This window comes from Pseudomonas sp. MF6776, from assembly GCF_016613125.1.
GTDB lineage: Bacteria > Pseudomonadota > Gammaproteobacteria > Pseudomonadales > Pseudomonadaceae > Aquipseudomonas > Aquipseudomonas iridis.
In genome coordinates, this window is the sequence record NZ_JAENSQ010000024.1 from 22,316 (window position 1) to 37,705 (window position 15,390).

Annotated in this window: 16 protein-coding genes; 3 read left to right on the forward strand and 13 right to left on the reverse strand. The window is 60.1% G+C overall.

The genetic code is table 11. The features are described from left to right. Positions 1-221 precede the first annotated feature (221 nt). The 8 genes from murB to JJD74_RS22765 form a co-directional block, all read right to left on the reverse strand. The gene (gene murB / locus JJD74_RS22730; RefSeq protein WP_200616879.1) at positions 222-1,241 is read right to left on the reverse strand and encodes a UDP-N-acetylmuramate dehydrogenase; all 1,020 of its coding nucleotides are present in this window, start codon (positions 1,239-1,241) and stop codon (positions 222-224) included. Continuing rightward, a complete protein-coding gene (locus JJD74_RS22735) occupies positions 1,238-1,702 on the reverse strand; it encodes a low molecular weight protein-tyrosine-phosphatase (protein ID WP_047302609.1) in 465 nt (154 codons plus the stop codon). Before JJD74_RS22735 ends, murB begins: the two co-directional genes overlap by 4 nt. Next, positions 1,702-2,466, reverse strand: coding sequence for a 3-deoxy-manno-octulosonate cytidylyltransferase (kdsB, locus tag JJD74_RS22740; RefSeq protein ID WP_042560448.1), 765 nt, complete (start codon positions 2,464-2,466; stop codon positions 1,702-1,704). The genes JJD74_RS22735 and kdsB overlap by 1 nt, the downstream gene beginning before the upstream one ends. Further along, complete coding sequence (locus tag JJD74_RS22745) at positions 2,463-2,648, reverse strand: Trm112 family protein (RefSeq protein WP_003174668.1); 186 nt, start codon at positions 2,646-2,648, stop codon at positions 2,463-2,465. The genes kdsB and JJD74_RS22745 overlap by 4 nt, the downstream gene beginning before the upstream one ends. Positions 2,649-2,670: 22 nt before the next feature. Then, complete coding sequence (lpxK, locus tag JJD74_RS22750) at positions 2,671-3,681, reverse strand: tetraacyldisaccharide 4'-kinase (RefSeq protein ID WP_200616880.1); 1,011 nt, start codon at positions 3,679-3,681, stop codon at positions 2,671-2,673. After that, on the reverse strand, positions 3,681-4,109 hold the full coding sequence (locus JJD74_RS22755; protein WP_042560450.1) for an ExbD/TolR family protein: 429 nt from the start codon (positions 4,107-4,109) through the stop codon (positions 3,681-3,683). The genes lpxK and JJD74_RS22755 overlap by 1 nt, the downstream gene beginning before the upstream one ends. Next, positions 4,106-4,741 (reverse strand): MotA/TolQ/ExbB proton channel family protein, encoded by a 636-nt coding sequence (locus JJD74_RS22760; RefSeq protein ID WP_042560451.1) that lies wholly within the window; start codon positions 4,739-4,741, stop codon positions 4,106-4,108. Before JJD74_RS22760 ends, JJD74_RS22755 begins: the two co-directional genes overlap by 4 nt. Before the next feature lie 101 nt (positions 4,742-4,842). After that, positions 4,843-7,077, reverse strand: a complete 2,235-nt coding sequence (locus tag JJD74_RS22765) for a DNA internalization-related competence protein ComEC/Rec2 (RefSeq protein WP_200616881.1) — start codon at positions 7,075-7,077, stop codon at positions 4,843-4,845. A gap of 136 nt (positions 7,078-7,213) precedes the next feature. Between JJD74_RS22765 and JJD74_RS22770 the strand changes: the two genes are divergently transcribed. Beyond that, complete coding sequence (locus tag JJD74_RS22770) at positions 7,214-7,732, forward strand: DUF2062 domain-containing protein (RefSeq protein WP_042560453.1); 519 nt, start codon at positions 7,214-7,216, stop codon at positions 7,730-7,732. 153 nt (positions 7,733-7,885) lie between these two features. On the opposite strand, the gene JJD74_RS22775 is transcribed toward JJD74_RS22770, so the two are convergent. The 4 genes from JJD74_RS22775 to JJD74_RS22790 all read right to left on the reverse strand — a co-directional run bounded on the left by JJD74_RS22775 (position 7,886) and on the right by JJD74_RS22790 (position 11,057). Continuing rightward, positions 7,886-8,665, reverse strand: a complete 780-nt coding sequence (locus tag JJD74_RS22775; protein ID WP_042560454.1) for an ABC transporter permease — start codon at positions 8,663-8,665, stop codon at positions 7,886-7,888. Next, positions 8,662-9,594, reverse strand: coding sequence for an ABC transporter ATP-binding protein (locus tag JJD74_RS22780; RefSeq protein WP_200616882.1), 933 nt, complete (start codon positions 9,592-9,594; stop codon positions 8,662-8,664). Before JJD74_RS22780 ends, JJD74_RS22775 begins: the two co-directional genes overlap by 4 nt. A 136-nt stretch (positions 9,595-9,730) precedes the next feature. Beyond that, positions 9,731-10,354 carry a glutathione S-transferase family protein gene (locus tag JJD74_RS22785; protein WP_200616883.1) on the reverse strand — a complete coding sequence of 208 codons (624 nt, stop codon included), beginning with the start codon at positions 10,352-10,354 and terminating at the stop codon, positions 9,731-9,733. A gap of 43 nt (positions 10,355-10,397) precedes the next feature. Continuing rightward, a complete protein-coding gene (locus JJD74_RS22790; protein WP_200616884.1) occupies positions 10,398-11,057 on the reverse strand; it encodes a transglutaminase-like domain-containing protein in 660 nt (219 codons plus the stop codon). A gap of 249 nt (positions 11,058-11,306) precedes the next feature. On the opposite strand from JJD74_RS22790, the gene JJD74_RS22795 reads away from it, so the two are divergent. Together JJD74_RS22795 and JJD74_RS22800 are read left to right on the forward strand one after the other, a co-directional pair. Then, a complete protein-coding gene (locus JJD74_RS22795; protein ID WP_200616885.1) occupies positions 11,307-13,754 on the forward strand; it encodes an acyl-CoA dehydrogenase in 2,448 nt (815 codons plus the stop codon). A gap of 88 nt (positions 13,755-13,842) precedes the next feature. Continuing rightward, complete coding sequence (locus JJD74_RS22800) at positions 13,843-14,250, forward strand: PA2817 family protein (RefSeq protein WP_042560459.1); 408 nt, start codon at positions 13,843-13,845, stop codon at positions 14,248-14,250. Between the two features lie 104 nt (positions 14,251-14,354). Here the strand turns inward: JJD74_RS22800 and JJD74_RS22805 are convergent, their stop codons facing one another. Beyond that, a complete protein-coding gene (locus JJD74_RS22805; protein WP_115146217.1) occupies positions 14,355-15,353 on the reverse strand; it encodes a LysR family transcriptional regulator in 999 nt (332 codons plus the stop codon). Between the last annotated feature and the right edge of the window lie 37 nt (positions 15,354-15,390).

The window sequence follows — 15,390 nt, forward strand, 5'->3', positions numbered from 1 at the left end:
CTGCACCGGGCCTTTGGTGGAGCAAATGAACGGTATCGTTAGCTCGCTAAGTTAACCCAGGATTAACAAAAAAGCCCTGCTGAGACAGGGCTTTTCAGTTACGAGCTTTTAGCTACATGCTGCAAAGTTGCTAGCTATAAGCTACAAGCTGCAAGAAAAAGCGGTTTGGCACTCATGACGCAGTGTAGCTTGCCGCTTGAAGCTTATAGCTTGTAGCTGCCTCAATACCGATTGGGCTCCATTTCCAGTTCGACATTGAAACGTTCGCTAATGTCTTTCTGGATACGCTGCGCCAAGTCGAGCAACTGCAGGCCGGTCGCCGCGCCGTAGTTGACCAGCACCAGCGCCTGCAACTTATGCACGCCAGCATCGGCCTCACGGAAACCTTTCCAGCCGGCACGTTCGATCAGCCAACCGGCGGCGAGTTTCATCTGCCCGTCCGGTTGGGCGTAGGCCACCAGATCCGGATGCAGCTTCTTGATCTGCGCCACCAGCGCTGCCGGCACCAACGGATTCTTGAAAAAGCTGCCGGCATTGCCGAGCACTGCCGGGTCCGGCAGTTTTTCGCTGCGGATGCTGCAGATTGCGCGGCTGACGTCAGTGGGCGTCGGTTGCTCGATACCCTGCTCGGTCAGGCGCTGACGCACCGGGCCGTATTCCAGATGCAGATGCGCGGCGCGGTCGAGCGTAAAACGCACCCGCAGAATCAGCCAACGCCCCGGTTGCTGCTTGAACACGCTGTCACGATAGGCAAAGTTGCATTCTTCGAGGCTGAAATCGCGCAGTTCGCCAGTGTGGCGATCCAGCGCGGTGAGCCCGGCGAACACATCCTTGATCTCGACGCCGTAGGCACCGATGTTTTGCATCGGCGCAGCGCCAACGGTGCCGGGGATCAGGCTGAGATTTTCCAGCCCGGATAATCCCTGCGCCAAAGTGTGCTGCACAAAGGGATGCCACGGCTCGCCCGCTTCGGCTTCGATCACCACGCGACTGCCGTCATCGCTGATCACGCGGATACCGCGCGTGGCCATGCGCAGCACCAGCGCCGCAATGTCAGCGGTCAGCAGCAAGTTGCTGCCGCCACCGATTACCAGCAGAGGCACATCGTGAGACTCGGCATACGCCAGCGCTTCGCGGACATCGGCGTCGCAATGGGCTTCGGCGAACAGCTGCGCGTGAACGTCCACGCCAAAACTGTTGAACGGTTTCAGGGAAACCCGGGGTTGCACCAGCAGACTCATAACCGGCCCTTTACTTCGATCAGCAGTTGGTCACAGGCCGCTTCGATCAGATCCAGCACCTGCTCGAAACCCTGGTCGCCGTCGTAATACGGATCAGGCACTTCATCGACGACACCGGCATAACGCCGCAGGAACAGATCCAGCTCGGCCTTGCCAGTGGACGGTTGCAGCGCCTTGAGGTTGCGCAGGTTGCTGTTGTCCATGGCCAGGATCAAATCGTAAGTGGCGAAATCGGCACGGCTGACTTGCTGCGCGCGCTGCGCCGACAAATCATAACCGCGCACCTTGGCCGCCGCCTGGCTACGCTTGTCAGGCGCGTTGCCAACGTGCCAGTCACCGGTGCCGGCGGAGGCCACTTCGACCTGATCGGCCAGCCCCGCTTGACGCAGTTTGTGGCGCAACACCCCTTCGGCCGTGGGCGAACGGCAAATGTTGCCCAGGCACACAAACAAAACCCGCATCAAGCCTCCAGCAGGCGACGAACGCGCTCAAGGTCTTCGACGGTGTCGACACCGGTCGGCGGCGCGATCAGCGCGTCGGCGACATGAATCCGCACGCCGTGCCACAGGGCACGCAGTTGCTCCAGCGATTCAGTGTTTTCAAGCCAGCACGGCCCCCAACTGACGAAGTCCTGAAGGAATCCGGCGCGGTAGGCATAAATGCCGATGTGGCGACGATACGGTACGCCATCAGGCAATTGCTCGCGGCTCTTGGCAAATGCATCGCGCGCCCATGGCAAGGTTGCACGGCTGAAGGTCAGCGCCAAGCCATTAAGATCGCTGACGACCTTGACCACGTTCGGGTTGAACAGGGTTTCCACATCTTCGATCGGCTCGGCCAGCGTGGCCATGCGCGCTTCGGTGTGGGCCGCGAGGTTGGCGGCGACCTGATCGATCACGCTTGGCGGAATCAGCGGCTCGTCGCCCTGCACATTGACCACGATTGCGTCAGGCTCAAGGCCCAGTTTCGCCGCGACTTCGGCCAGACGATCGGTGCCGGAGTTGTGATCTTCACGGGTCAGTACCACTTCGGCGCCAAAGCTTTTGCAAGCCTCGACGATGCGCGCATCGTCGGTTGCCACTACCACACGAGTGGCGCTGCTTTTGCTCGCCTGTTCCCAGACGTGCTGGATCATCGGCTTGCCGGCAATGTCCAGCAGCGGTTTACCCGGCAGCCGTGTCGAAGCGTAACGCGACGGGATGACAACGGTGAAGGCAGTGGTCATTTATCCAGACGCTCATCGGTGGTCAGGGTGCGGGCTTCACTTTCGAGCATGACCGGGATGCCGTCACGGATCGGGTACGCCAGGCCGGCGCCCTTGCTGATCAGTTCGGTCTTGTCGGCGCTGAGCTTGAGCGGGCCTTTGCAGATAGGGCACGCGAGGATGTCGAGCAATTTGGTGTCCATGAACATTCCCTGAATAAAAGAGTTAAGGCAAAAGACGATCCGGCAACAGGCGTATCAGCTGTGTGTCGAACCAGGCCACGAAGGCCGGCGACGGCACGGCATCGACCGCCAGATACCACCAGTCGGCAGCCGCGAAGGCACGGCACTTCACCGCGTCCTTTTCAGTCATCACCAACGGCAATGACGGTGTGAAATTCAAGGCCTGCACGCTGTACTCGGCGTGATCGGCAAACGCATGGGGGACTGGCCGCCAGTCTAGCGCTTCGAGGGTATTGAAGAAACGTTGCGGATTACCGATCCCGGCCACCGCATGCAGCGCCTGCCCGGCCGAAAAATGATCAAGCGGCTTGCGTTCGCCACTGCGCAGATTGATCAGCGCGGTGGGTTGCAGGCGGAAAGCGAAACCGTCGTCGCGGTCCTCGGTGGCACCGTTGAACAGCACGCCGTCAACGCTTTGCAGACGTTCGATCGGCTCGCGCAAAGGACCTGCCGGCAAGCAGCGCTTATTGCCCAGGCCACGGGCGGCGTCGATCAGCACCAGCTCCAGATCCCGCGCCAGTCGGTAGTGCTGCATGCCATCGTCGGAGAGGATCAGATCCAGCGGTTCACTGGCGCACAAGGCTTTGACGGCGGCGCTGCGATTGGGGTCGATCATCAGCGGTACGCCCGTGCGTTGCACGATCAGCAATGGTTCGTCGCCAGCAATGTCGGCGCTTTGATCGGCCTCGACTCGCCAGGGCAACTGCGGTGGTTTGGCGCCGTAACCACGACTGACCACGCCGACGCGCAACCCCCTGCGCCGGCAATGCTCGATCAACCAGAGAATCATCGGCGTCTTGCCGGTGCCGCCGACCGTGATGTTGCCAACCACGATCAATGGCACTGGCGGCTGATAGATTTCGCCTTCACCGTCGAGAAAACGCTGGCGCTTGCCGATGACGACGCGCCGATAGAGCATTTCCAGCGGCCGCAACAGCGTCAGGGCCGGGTGCCCCTGATACCATGCGGCGAGCAAACGATCGGACAGGCTCATCAGGATTTAGGCGCCGCCTCGACCGTGGTCATGCGCAGATGGCTGAAACCGAGCTTGCCGGCCGCGTCCATGGCGGTGATCACTGATTGATGCTGAGCCTTGCCATCGGCACTGATCGACAACGGCATGCTGGTATCGCCGTTGGATTCTTTCTGCATGGCTTCCATCAGCGTGGCCAGATCGTTTTTCGGCAAAATCTTGTTATTCACCGAAAACACGCCCTCGGCGCTGATGGCGACATCCAGTTGCTTGAGTTGCTGATCTTCGGCCGGCGAGCCGCTGACCGCTTCCGGCAGATCCACGCGCAATTGGGTTTCGCGAGTAAATGTGGTGGTCACGACGAAAAACAGCAGGAGGATGAACACCACGTCGATCAGCGACGCAAGGTTGATGTCTACGGTTTCCCGGGGCTTGCGACGGAATTTCACGCGCGGCCCTCAGCCAGGTCGACGTCACGGTCGCCCTGCACCACTTCAACCAGTTTGATCGCTTCCTGCTCCATGCCCACCACCAGCTCATCGATGCGGCGTTGCAGGAAACGGTGGAAGAACACCGCCGGAATACCGACCATCAGGCCCGCAGCCGTGGTGATCAGCGCTTTGGAGATACCACCGGCCAGAACCGAGGCGTTGGTGGTCATGCCGGAACCGGTGAACGCGCTGAAAATGTCGATCATGCCGAGCACGGTGCCGAGCAAACCCAGCAACGGCGCCATGGCGGCGATGGTGCCGAGTGCATTGATGTAGCGCTCGAGCTCGTGAATGACCCGGGCAGCGGCCTCTTCGATGCACTCTTTCATGATCTCGCGACCATGCTTGGAGTTGGCCAGGCCTGCGGCGAGGATTTCCCCCAGCGGCGAATTGGCGCGCAGTTCCTTGAGTTTTTCTTTATTGAGCTGCTTGTCCTTGATCCAGACCCAGACCTGGCCCAACAAGTGCTCGGGGGTGACGCGACTGGCGCGCAGGGTCCACAGGCGCTCGGCGACAATCGCCATGGCCGCGATGGAACTCAGAATGATCGGCAGCATCATCCAGCCGCCGGATTTGACCAATTCCCACACAGTGACAGTCCCCTCGAAAAAGTGCGCCACTTTACCATATAGGGTAAAGATTAAGACCCGCCGCTCCGACGACCGTGATGTCGCCTCCACGCTTGCCTCGCTCAATGGGAGGACAGCGGCGGTTCACGCCAGAAACGCAGGTACTGGCGCATTGTCCACGGTGGCTTGAACGCCCCAAGTTGCAGATGAATGGCACCGTGCTCGACGCTGTCGTAAATACGCAGCCCTTGCTGGCGATAACGCGCAATGACGGTCGGATGCGGATGACCGAACGAGTTGCCTTGGCCCCGAGATATCAAGACTGCGTCGGGTTTCAACGCTTTGAGCAATGCCATCGATGATGAACTGCGGCTGCCGTGGTGCGGGGCTTGCAGCCATTGAGTAGCCACGTTCAGAGGGCCTTGCAGAAAGACTCGCTCGGCGTGTTTATCAATATCGCCGGTCAGCAGCAGGCGCTCACCATTGGCCTCGATCTGCAACACGCAGGAGCGCTGATTGCTGTCCTGAGCGTCCGCCCATTGCCAGAGTTGAAAACTGACACCGTCCCACTGCCATTGCCGGCCACTTTCACACGCCTGCGCGTTCAGTTCGGCTGGCAGCCCCGGCGGATCGCCGCTGATGACTTGCTTCACCTGCAAACGGCGCGCAACGGCCAAAGCACCACCGGCATGATCGGCGTCGGCATGGCTGAGCAGCATCAGGTCCAGTGTCTCGACATTCAATTTGCGCAGGGCCGGCAAGACAACACGTTCGCCAAGATCGAAATCGCGGAACCGCGGCCCGGCATCGTAGAGCAGCGCGTGATGACGAGTACGGATCAGAATCGCCAGGCCCTGGCCGACATCGAGTTGCCAGACATCGGCCAGTCCGGCGTCCAGCCGCTCCCGGGGTGGCATGACCAGAATCAACAACAATGGCCAGCCCAAGGGACGCAGCGGTACCCCTCGCGGCAACAGCAACAGCGCGGCACCGAGACTGCCGATAGCCAACGCCCAACCGGGAAGCGACGGCGCAATCCACGCCGGCCACTGCCCGGCGATCAGCGCCAGGCCGCGGAACAGCCAGTCGATCAAACCACCCGCCAGCCACAACAGCCCTTCGCCGACATACGGCACTGGCAACAACAGAGTCCCAAGCAATGCCGGGGGCAGTACCACCAGACTGACCCAAGGCACCGCCAGCAAATTCGCCAACGGCCCACTGAGGCTGATCGGCAGATTCAGCGCCAACAACACCGGGCAGAGGCCGATCGCGATCAACCACTGCGCTCGCGTCCAGGTCTGCCACCAGCGCCATGCCCCAAGGCGCCCGCCAAAGGTGAAGATCAGCACCGCCACCGCCGCAAATGACAACCAGAGGCCGGGGCGCAGACTGGCCAGCGGATCCAGCAACAGCACGCCATTAAACGCCAGCAACAGTGGCCACCAGGCGCCGAGATGCCGAAAGCGCAGGCGCCACAACAGCACCAGCCCGACCATCACGCAGGCCCGTCGCACCGGCACATCAAATCCGGCGAGCAAGCCGTAACCCAGTGCCGCGGCGAAGGCCAGACCACAGGCCCAAGGCAGCCACGGCCAACGCAGCGGCCACAGACCAAATCGGGCCAGCCCGGCGACCAGCAAGTACATCACCGCCGCCAGCATGCCGATGTGCTGGCCGGAAATCACCAGCAAATGAACGGTGCCGGTGTCTTGCAGAGTCTGCCAATCCTCGCGACTCAGGCCCGAGCCATCGCCCAGGACCAGCGCCGCCAGCGCCCCTCCCCGGCCCTGCGCGTCGACCGCCAGCAAGCGCTGACGAATGCTGTCGCGCCACGCCCATCGCGCCTCGCCAAGGCGCTGACCCTCCTTGACCGTGCCCGTTGCGCCAATGCGTTGGGCGAGTAGCCAGGCTTCGTAATCAAAGGCGTCCGGATTGAGTAAACCGCCCGGGCGCTTTAGCTTGACCGCCAGGCGCCAGCGCTCGCCGCTGTTGACCGGCGGCCCGGCGTACCAGGCCAGGCGCATCAGTGACGGCAGTTTGCCGTGGCGCGAATGGGCGTCCGCCAACTCGAAACGAACCACGCCGTCGCTGTTTTGCGGCAACCCGACCACGCGCCCTTCGAGCCAACGGGTCTCGCCATCCAGCGCCACCGGCAAGCGATCCTGCAACGCCCAATGCGCGCTGACGCAAGCCCAGGTGAAACCAAAAAGCAGAAAAGCCAATGGATAGCTGCGAAACGGCAGCAGCATCAAAGCCACGACCGCCAGCAACACCATCAACCAGACCGGCGGTAAGGCCGGCATAAATATCGGAGCAAGCAAACCGACTGCCAGCGCCATCATCCCTGTGCGCATAAGCCCGTCCTTGAGAGTCCCGAACTTAGGCATAGCGGGTATTTGGCACGACCGCCGTCAACAATTGTCACAAAGTCTGAATGGGCCGTTCATGGAATCCAGACATACTTGCCGCCTTAACCGACCGAGAAGCCTTATGCCCCGGCGCTTATTCAAACGTTACATGCCCGACCCGACGAGCATCAGGGAACACAAATCCTTACGCTTTCTCGGCAAGTTGCTGCATGACCCAAACCTCTGGCACCTCAATCGCCACTCGGTGGCCCGAGGGATGGCGGTTGGGCTGTTCGCCGCTTTCCTGCCGATTCCCGCTCAGATGCTGGTCGCCGCGGCACTGGCAGTCGTGGTGCGAGGCAACATGCCGATTGCCGTCAGCCTGGTGTGGCTGACCAATCCGATCACCATGCCGGCGGTGTTTTTCTGCACCTATCAGGCCGGCGCCTGGTTGATGGACGTGCCGGCGCGGCACTTGCCGGATGAGCTGACCTGGGAATGGATCAGCAGTGAACTGTCGACGCTGTGGCAACCGTTTTTGCTGGGCTCGGTAGTGGTCGGGCTGGTGCTTGGCGTCATCGCCTATTTCGGCGTGATGATGTATTGGCGCTGGTGGGTGTCCCGGCAATGGGCGCGGCGCAAGAAAAAACGCATGTCGTGAATGCAAAACGGCCTCCGCAATGGAGGCCGTTTTTTGTGTTGCCTGAACTGACAACAATCCCACTGTAGGAGCTGCCGAAGGCTGCGATCTTTTGATCTTGCCTTTAAAAACCAGATCAAAAGATCGCAGCCTTCGGCAGCTCCTACACGGGCATTACGTACGCATCCCGCGCCCACTCACCAGCAACCGCGCACAGCCGATATACAACACCACCGTCGCCACCAGCATGAACGTGATCGCGATGCCGATGCGGATATCCGACACCCCGAGAATGCCGTAACGGAACGCATTGACCATGTGCAACACCGGGTTCGCCATCGACACGGTCTGCCAGAACGGCGGCAGCAGAGTGATCGAGTAAAACACGCCACCCAGATACGTCAGGGGTGTCAGCACGAAGGTCGGGATAATCGAAATATCATCGAAGTTGCGTGCAAACACGGCGTTGATGAAGCCCAGCAGCGAGAAAATCGTCGCCGTCAGCACCACCACCAGAATGGTCACGCCCAGGTGATGCACCTGCAAATCAGTAAAGAACAGCGACAGGATGGTCACGATCACCCCGACCATCAAACCGCGCAACACGCCACCGCAGGTGTAGCCGATCAGAATCGTGTGCGGTGATACCGGCGAGACCATCAGTTCTTCAATCGAGCGCTGGAATTTGCTGCCGAAGAAGCTCGAGACCACGTTGCCATAGGAGTTGGTGATCACCGACATCATGATCAGCCCCGGCACGATGTACTCCATGTAAGTGAAGCCGCCCATCTCGCCGATCTGCCGACCGATCAGGTTGCCGAAGATCACGAAGTACAAAACCATGGTGATCGCCGGCGGCAGCAGCGTCTGCGGCCAGATCCGCGTGAAGCGTTTGACCTCGCGGTAAACGATGGTCTGGAGGGCGACGAGGTTGGGACGGAACTCGGAACTCATACCGCCACCTTCGACAGATTTTTCTCCACCAGGGACACGAATAGCTCCTCAAGGCGATTGGTTTTGTTACGCAGGCTCAGGACTTCGATGTTCTGCAACGCCAATTGGCCGAACAGCGCGGTAATGCCCATCGATTTGTCGACCTGGACTTCCAGCGTGTGCGCATCCACCAGACGCGCCGGATAGCCGACCAGTTGCGGTGCGGCAGCCAGATCACCTTTCAGGTCGAGCAGGAAGGTTTCCACATGCAACTGACCGAGCAGTTGACGCATGCTGGTGTTCTCGACAATGGTGCCGTGATCGATGATGCCGATGTTGCGGCACAGTTGCTCAGCCTCTTCCAGATAGTGCGTGGTGAGGATGATGGTGATGCCTTTCTGATTAAGTTCGGTGAGGAACGTCCACATCGAACGGCGTAGCTCGATGTCGACGCCGGCAGTCGGTTCATCGAGGATCAGCAGACGCGGCTCATGCACCAGCGCGCGGGCAATCATCAGCCGCCGCTTCATGCCGCCGGACAGCGAACGCGACGGCACATCGCGTTTGTCCCACAGACCGAGCTGGGTCAGGTACTGCTCGGCACGCTCCTTGGCGATCTTCGCCGGAATGCCGTAGTAACCGGCCTGGGTCACGACGATGTCGAAAGTCTTTTCGAACTGGTTGAAGTTGAATTCCTGGGGCACCACGCCAATCGAGCGCTTGAGCTGCGCAGGGTTCTTGTCCAGGTCATGACCGAAGATATTCACCGTGCCGCTGGTCTTGTTCACCAGAGTCGAGAGAATGCCGATGGTCGTGGATTTGCCGGCGCCGTTGGGGCCGAGCAAGGCGAAAAAGTCACCTTCGGCGACGTCCAGATCGATACCACTCAAGGCCTGGAACCCGTTGCCGTAGGTTTTGGTTAGCTGCCGGATGGACAGAGCGGAACTCATATCTGATTTACGCACCATGGTGAAGGGAAGAAAGAACTGAATAAGGGCGCGCGACGGCGAATTCAACCGCGGCGCAAGAGCGCAATGGTGCGTGCCGCCGCCGCACAAGTACAGTCAAGCGTGTCGATAGTAGGTATTAAGTCAACGCGGTCATAACTGCTTTGCGGTAAGCCGGACGCTGCTTCAGGCGCTCGTACCAGGCTTGCAGATGCGGTTGCGGCGCGCGCTCGATGGGCATCTCGAACCAGGCATAAATGAAACTGCCGAGCGGGATATCGCCCATGCCGATTTCGTCACCGGACAAGTAGGGTTTGTCGGCGAGGGCCTGATCGGCCATGGCCAGCAACTCGGTGCACTCCTTGATCGCGGCGCGGATGGCCGGCCAATCCTGCTGGTCCGCCGGAGTACGCAACACGCCCCAGAACACGGTGCGGAAAGGGCTGGCAAAACTCGCAGTAGCCCAGTCCATCCACTTGTCGGCAATCGCGCGCGCTTGCGGATCTGCCGGATACCAGTTGCTGGCCGGCGCATGCTTGGCCAACAGATAGCGGACGATGGCATTGGATTCCCACAGCACGAAACCGTCATCTTCGATCACCGGCACCCGACCGTTCGGGTTCATCGCCCGGTACTCAGGCGTGTCGACCACGCCGAATGCGCCACCGGCATCAAGCGCCTCGTAATCCAGGCCCAATTCCTCGGCGGCCCAAAGCGGCTTTCTGACATTCGATGAGTTTTTCCGTCCCCAGATCTTCAGCATGACCGCCTCTTTGCACTTGAGTGGGCAGGCAGCATACGCCGGATCAGACTCTCCTGACATCACTCTGCATGTCGCCCAACAGTGGCGGCAAGTGATCACCGAACAGGTGCGGATAGCATTTTTCCAGGTGTTCGAAGAAGAAGGTTTCCGGCACATCGGTGAACTGGCCGTGATCGACCAGATACTCCATCAGTTGCGCGCCGTCACGGTTGAACGGGTGAAAAACACTGTCATTGATGCCATCGAATTCCAGCGGTGCGACGTTGAACATCTCGCAGAGTTGCTGGTTGAACGCTGGGGTCGCCTTGACCCAGCGACCATCGAGTAATAGCTCCGTGTAGCCGTGCATGGCGAACACATCGCTTTTCAGCAGTTCAAGCAATCGCGGGGTCGACAGGTGATTTCTGACATCCGCCAGGCCGATGCGCGCAGGAATACCGCAATGGCGCGCGCAGGCGGCAAGCAGCGTGGCTTTGGGCACGCAGTAACTCTCCCCCGTCGCCAGCGCATAGCTGCCGCACAAGGTTTGCGGGTCACGGCTGAAGGTGTACGGGTTGTAACGCACTGCCTCGCGCACGGCGTAATAAAGGCTGATCGCCTGCGCCAGCGGATCGCGGCTGGCACCACGATGCAATTCGGCGAACTCCATCACCGCCGGGTGGTCACTATCGATGAAGCGGCCGGGATTCAGATACTCGCGCATGACGACAGATCTCCTGGGTGAGAGCCGAGTCTAGCGATAGCCAAAGCACAGAGATAACGACGTTTCGGCCAAACTTGGACGCAAAGGCGCGGGATAAGCGAACGATTTCCCACACGTGTTGCCCACCGAACCTACGAAAACCATCCGGGGTTTCCCACGATTTCAATCACCATGCTCTGACCACCCGGTTTCGCAGATGCCGTCTAAGCTGTGGAGGGTCGATTTGCCTTGGTTCACGGAGGACTGAATATGCTGTTGTTGTGGATACTGGTTTTGATCATTGGTGTGGCGTACCTCGCCCACCGGCGCGTCGCCCCGCTGCCCGCGCTGGGCATCGTTGCTGTTTATCTGGTGGCCATGGGGATTTTCAGCCACGCGCCAGGCTTGCTGCTGCTGGTGCTCTGGGTCGTCCTGGCGGTAGTCGCGGCCCCCTTGCTGCTGCCCGACCTGCGCCGTAAACATTTCAGTGCGCCGCTGTTCAACTGGTTCCAGAAGACCCTGCCGCCAATGTCCCAGACCGAACGCGACGCGATCGATGCCGGCACCGTGTGGTGGGATGGCGAGCTGTTCAGTGGTCGTCCGGACTGGGACAAACTGCTGGCTTATCCCAAGGTTCAATTGAGCGAAGAAGAACAGGCGTTCATTGATGGCCCGACCGAAGAACTCTGCGCAATGGTCACGGACTGGCAGATCGGTCAGTCGATGGACCTGCCGCCAGAAGCCTGGACGCACATCAAGGAGCACGGCTTCTTCGCCCTGATCATTCCCAAGGAATTCGGCGGCAAAGGCTTTTCGGCCTATGCCCACTCGCAAGTGGCAATGAAGCTCGCCACGCGCAGCGGCGACCTCGCTTCCACCGTGATGGTGCCCAACTCCCTCGGCCCGGCCGAACTGCTGCTGCATTACGGCACCGACGAACAACGTAATCACTATCTGCCACGGCTGGCCCGAGGCGACGATATCCCGTGCTTCGCCCTCACCGGACCACTGGCCGGTTCCGACGCCGGCGCGATGCCCGACACCGGGATCATCTGCAAAGGCCAATGGGAAGGCGAGGAAGTTCTCGGCCTGCGCCTGAACTGGGAGAAGCGCTACATCACCCTCGGCCCGGTGGCCACCCTGCTCGGCCTCGCGTTCAAGGCCTATGACCCGGATCACCTGCTGGGCGACAAGACCGACCTCGGTATCAGCCTGGCGCTGATTCCGACCGATACAGCCGGCGTGGAAATCGGCCGTCGGCACTTGCCACTGGGGGCTGCGTTCATGAACGGGCCGAACTCGGGCAAAGACGTGTTCATCCCGCTGGACTTCCTGATCGGCGGTCAGGAAATGCTCGGCAAAGGCTGGATGATGCTGATGAACTGCCTATCGGTCGGGCGCTCGATTTCGTTGCCTGCCGTCGGCACCGGCGCGGCCAAGTTCACCAGCCTGGTGACCGGCCAGTACGCGCAGATTCGCGAGCAATTCAACGTGCCGCTGTCGGCATTCGAAGGTATTCAGGAAGCGCTGGCACGCATCGGCGGTAACGCGTGGATGATGGACGCCGCGCGGATGCTCACCGCCAACGCTGTGGATCTGGGCGAAAAACCTTCGGTGCTGTCAGCGATCCTCAAGTATCACCTCACCGAACGCGGTCGCGAATGCATCAGCCACGCCATGGATGTACACGGCGGCAAGGCGATCATCATGGGCCCGAACAATTACCTGGGACGCAGCTGGAACGGTGCACCGATCTTCATCACCGTGGAAGGCGCGAACATTCTCTCGCGCAACCTGATGATCTTCGGCCAGGGTGCCATTCGCTGCCACCCGTTCGTGCTCAAGGAAATGGCCCTGGCCGGTCGCGAGGACAAGGACCAGGCACTGAAAGAGTTCGATGGCCTGCTGCTCAAACACATCGGCTTCGCCGTGGGCAACGCCGCCAGTACGCTGGTGCTGAACCTCGGCTTCGGTCATTTCGAAAAAGCACCGGGCGACAAGATCAGTCAGGGTTACTTCCGCGCACTCAATCGTCAGGCGGCGGCGTTCGCCATGCTCGCCGACTTCAGCATGATGCTACTGGGCGGCGAACTGAAACGTCGCGAACGCCTGTCGGCACGCCTGGGTGATGTATTGAGCAATCTGTATCTGGCGTCGGCCTCGCTCAAGCGTTATCACGATCTGGATTCGCCGGCCTACATGGAGCCGTTGTTCAGATGGGCCATGGAAGAAAGCCTTGGCCAGTCGGAACGGGCGCTGGATGAACTGCTCAGCAACTTCCCGAACAAGGTCTTCGGATGCCTGTTGCGCGTGATCGTGTTCCCGTTCGGTCGTCGTCACAAAGGCCCGTCGGACAAACTCGGTGCCGAAGTGGCAGGTGTCATCGGCCGCGCCAAAGGTGATCCGGCGCTGGAAGAACTGCTTGCCGGCTGCTATCGCCCGCAATCGGCGGACGATGCTGTCGGTGCGCTGCAACACGCCAGCGATCTGCTGAATGCCGCGCAGCCACTGCACAAAAAACTGCACACTTCGTTGAAAAGCGGCCAGGTCCAACCGGTGGCGGGCGAGCACGCCATTGATGCGGCCCTGGAAGCAGGTGTGTTGCAACCGCTTGAAGCGCAGAGCCTGCGCGATGCCGAAGCAGCACGGCGCAAGGTGATCGATGTCGATGACTTCGACAAAGAAGAACTGCTGCTGACAGAGGGCAAAGTGCGCTGATCGGCGCTACCGCCTAACCGTTAGCCGTGAAAAAAGGGCGCAGGAGCTTTATACTCCTGCGCCCGTTTTGCTCTTGAGGACTTATTTCGTGTCCAACGTCGTTGCCGATCATCTTGTGTTACTCGACCATCTGCGCAGTATTCTGGTCGCCGTAGGTGAGGCCGAACAGGTTCCCGAAGAAAGCCATGCCTTGTTCCTGGAGCGCTTCGACGAATTGCTCGCTTCACTGCCAATCGAACCGATCGAAAGCCAATACCTGGGCCAGGACATCCTGACTCAAGTGATCAGCCGCTATCCGCAGATTGCCCACCTGATTCCACGGGATCTGCTGTGGTTCTTTGCCGGCGATTGCCTGCACTACCTGTCTGATGAAGAGATCGACATGTATCAGGCTCTGGAAGAGCGTCGCTTCGAAGCTGAACAGAACGATGAGCCGTTCGACTGGAATCAGGAAAAACAGCTGTTGGCGATGTCCGCTCAGGACAGCAAGCACTGATTTTTATCTGCTGAAGATCAAAAGATCGCAGCCTTCGGCAGCTCCTACAGGAGAGTACGTTCCCATGTAGGAGCTGCCGAAGGCTGCGATCTTTTGCTTTTGCGCTACAACAACCCCTCGCTTTCCGGTAACTCATACGCCATCGCTGCGTTGATAACGTCACCCGATTTCCCCGGCTTACTCAACGTCGGCTCTTTCTCCAGACACGCCACCAGATAGTCGATAAACACCCGCAACTTTGGCGGCAGGTAGCGCGTTGGCGAATGCAGCAACCACAACCCCCCGTGGTATGAAGCCAGGAACGTCCAGTCTGGCAGCACCTGCACCACTAACTTCTGCTCCAGTGCATAGCGCGCGGTGAAATACGGCAGGCTGCCAATACCAATGTGCTGCAACACCGCGCCCAGGCGCACACCGGTGTGATTGGCAGCATAGCGCCCGCGCACCCCCACCGTTACTGCTTTGGTGCCCTTCTTGAATTTCCAGCGCGCATCGCTTGGGGTTTCGCCCAGATAAATGCAGCTGTGATTGAGCAAATCGTGGGGATGCGTCGGCGTACCGTGCTCGGCCAGATATTGCGGGGAAGCGCACAGCAAATGATCGATGGTCAGCAGTTGCCGCCCAACCAACCCGGCCGGTGGCCGATCCGTGATGCGGATCGCCAGATCGACATGGTCGTCAATCAGGTCGACCTGCCGGTCTTCCAGCAACAACTCGACATCGACCTTGGGGTAACGCCGCAGAAACTCGGGCATGTGCGGATGAATCACGAAACGCCCCACCGCCTTCGGCACACTGACGCGTATCAGGCCCTCGGCCTCATGGGTGAACTGGCCGCTGATCTCCATCACCGACTTGGCGGCGCTGACCATCTCCTGACAACGCTTGAACACCTCTTCCCCGCCGTCACTCAGCCGCAGCTTACGCGTGGTGCGCTGTAACAGCCGCGTAGCCAAAGCCTTTTCCAGCCGAGAAATGCTGCGACTGACCGCCGATGGAGAAGAGCCGAGCTGGCGCGCCGCCTCAGAAAAGCTGCCGGTCTCCACCACCTTGACGAAAATCGCCATTTCGCCAAGCAGTGGTAGCGGTAGATTGATGCTCACAGCGCACAAGTCCTTTGATGTTTGAACGGATTATCAC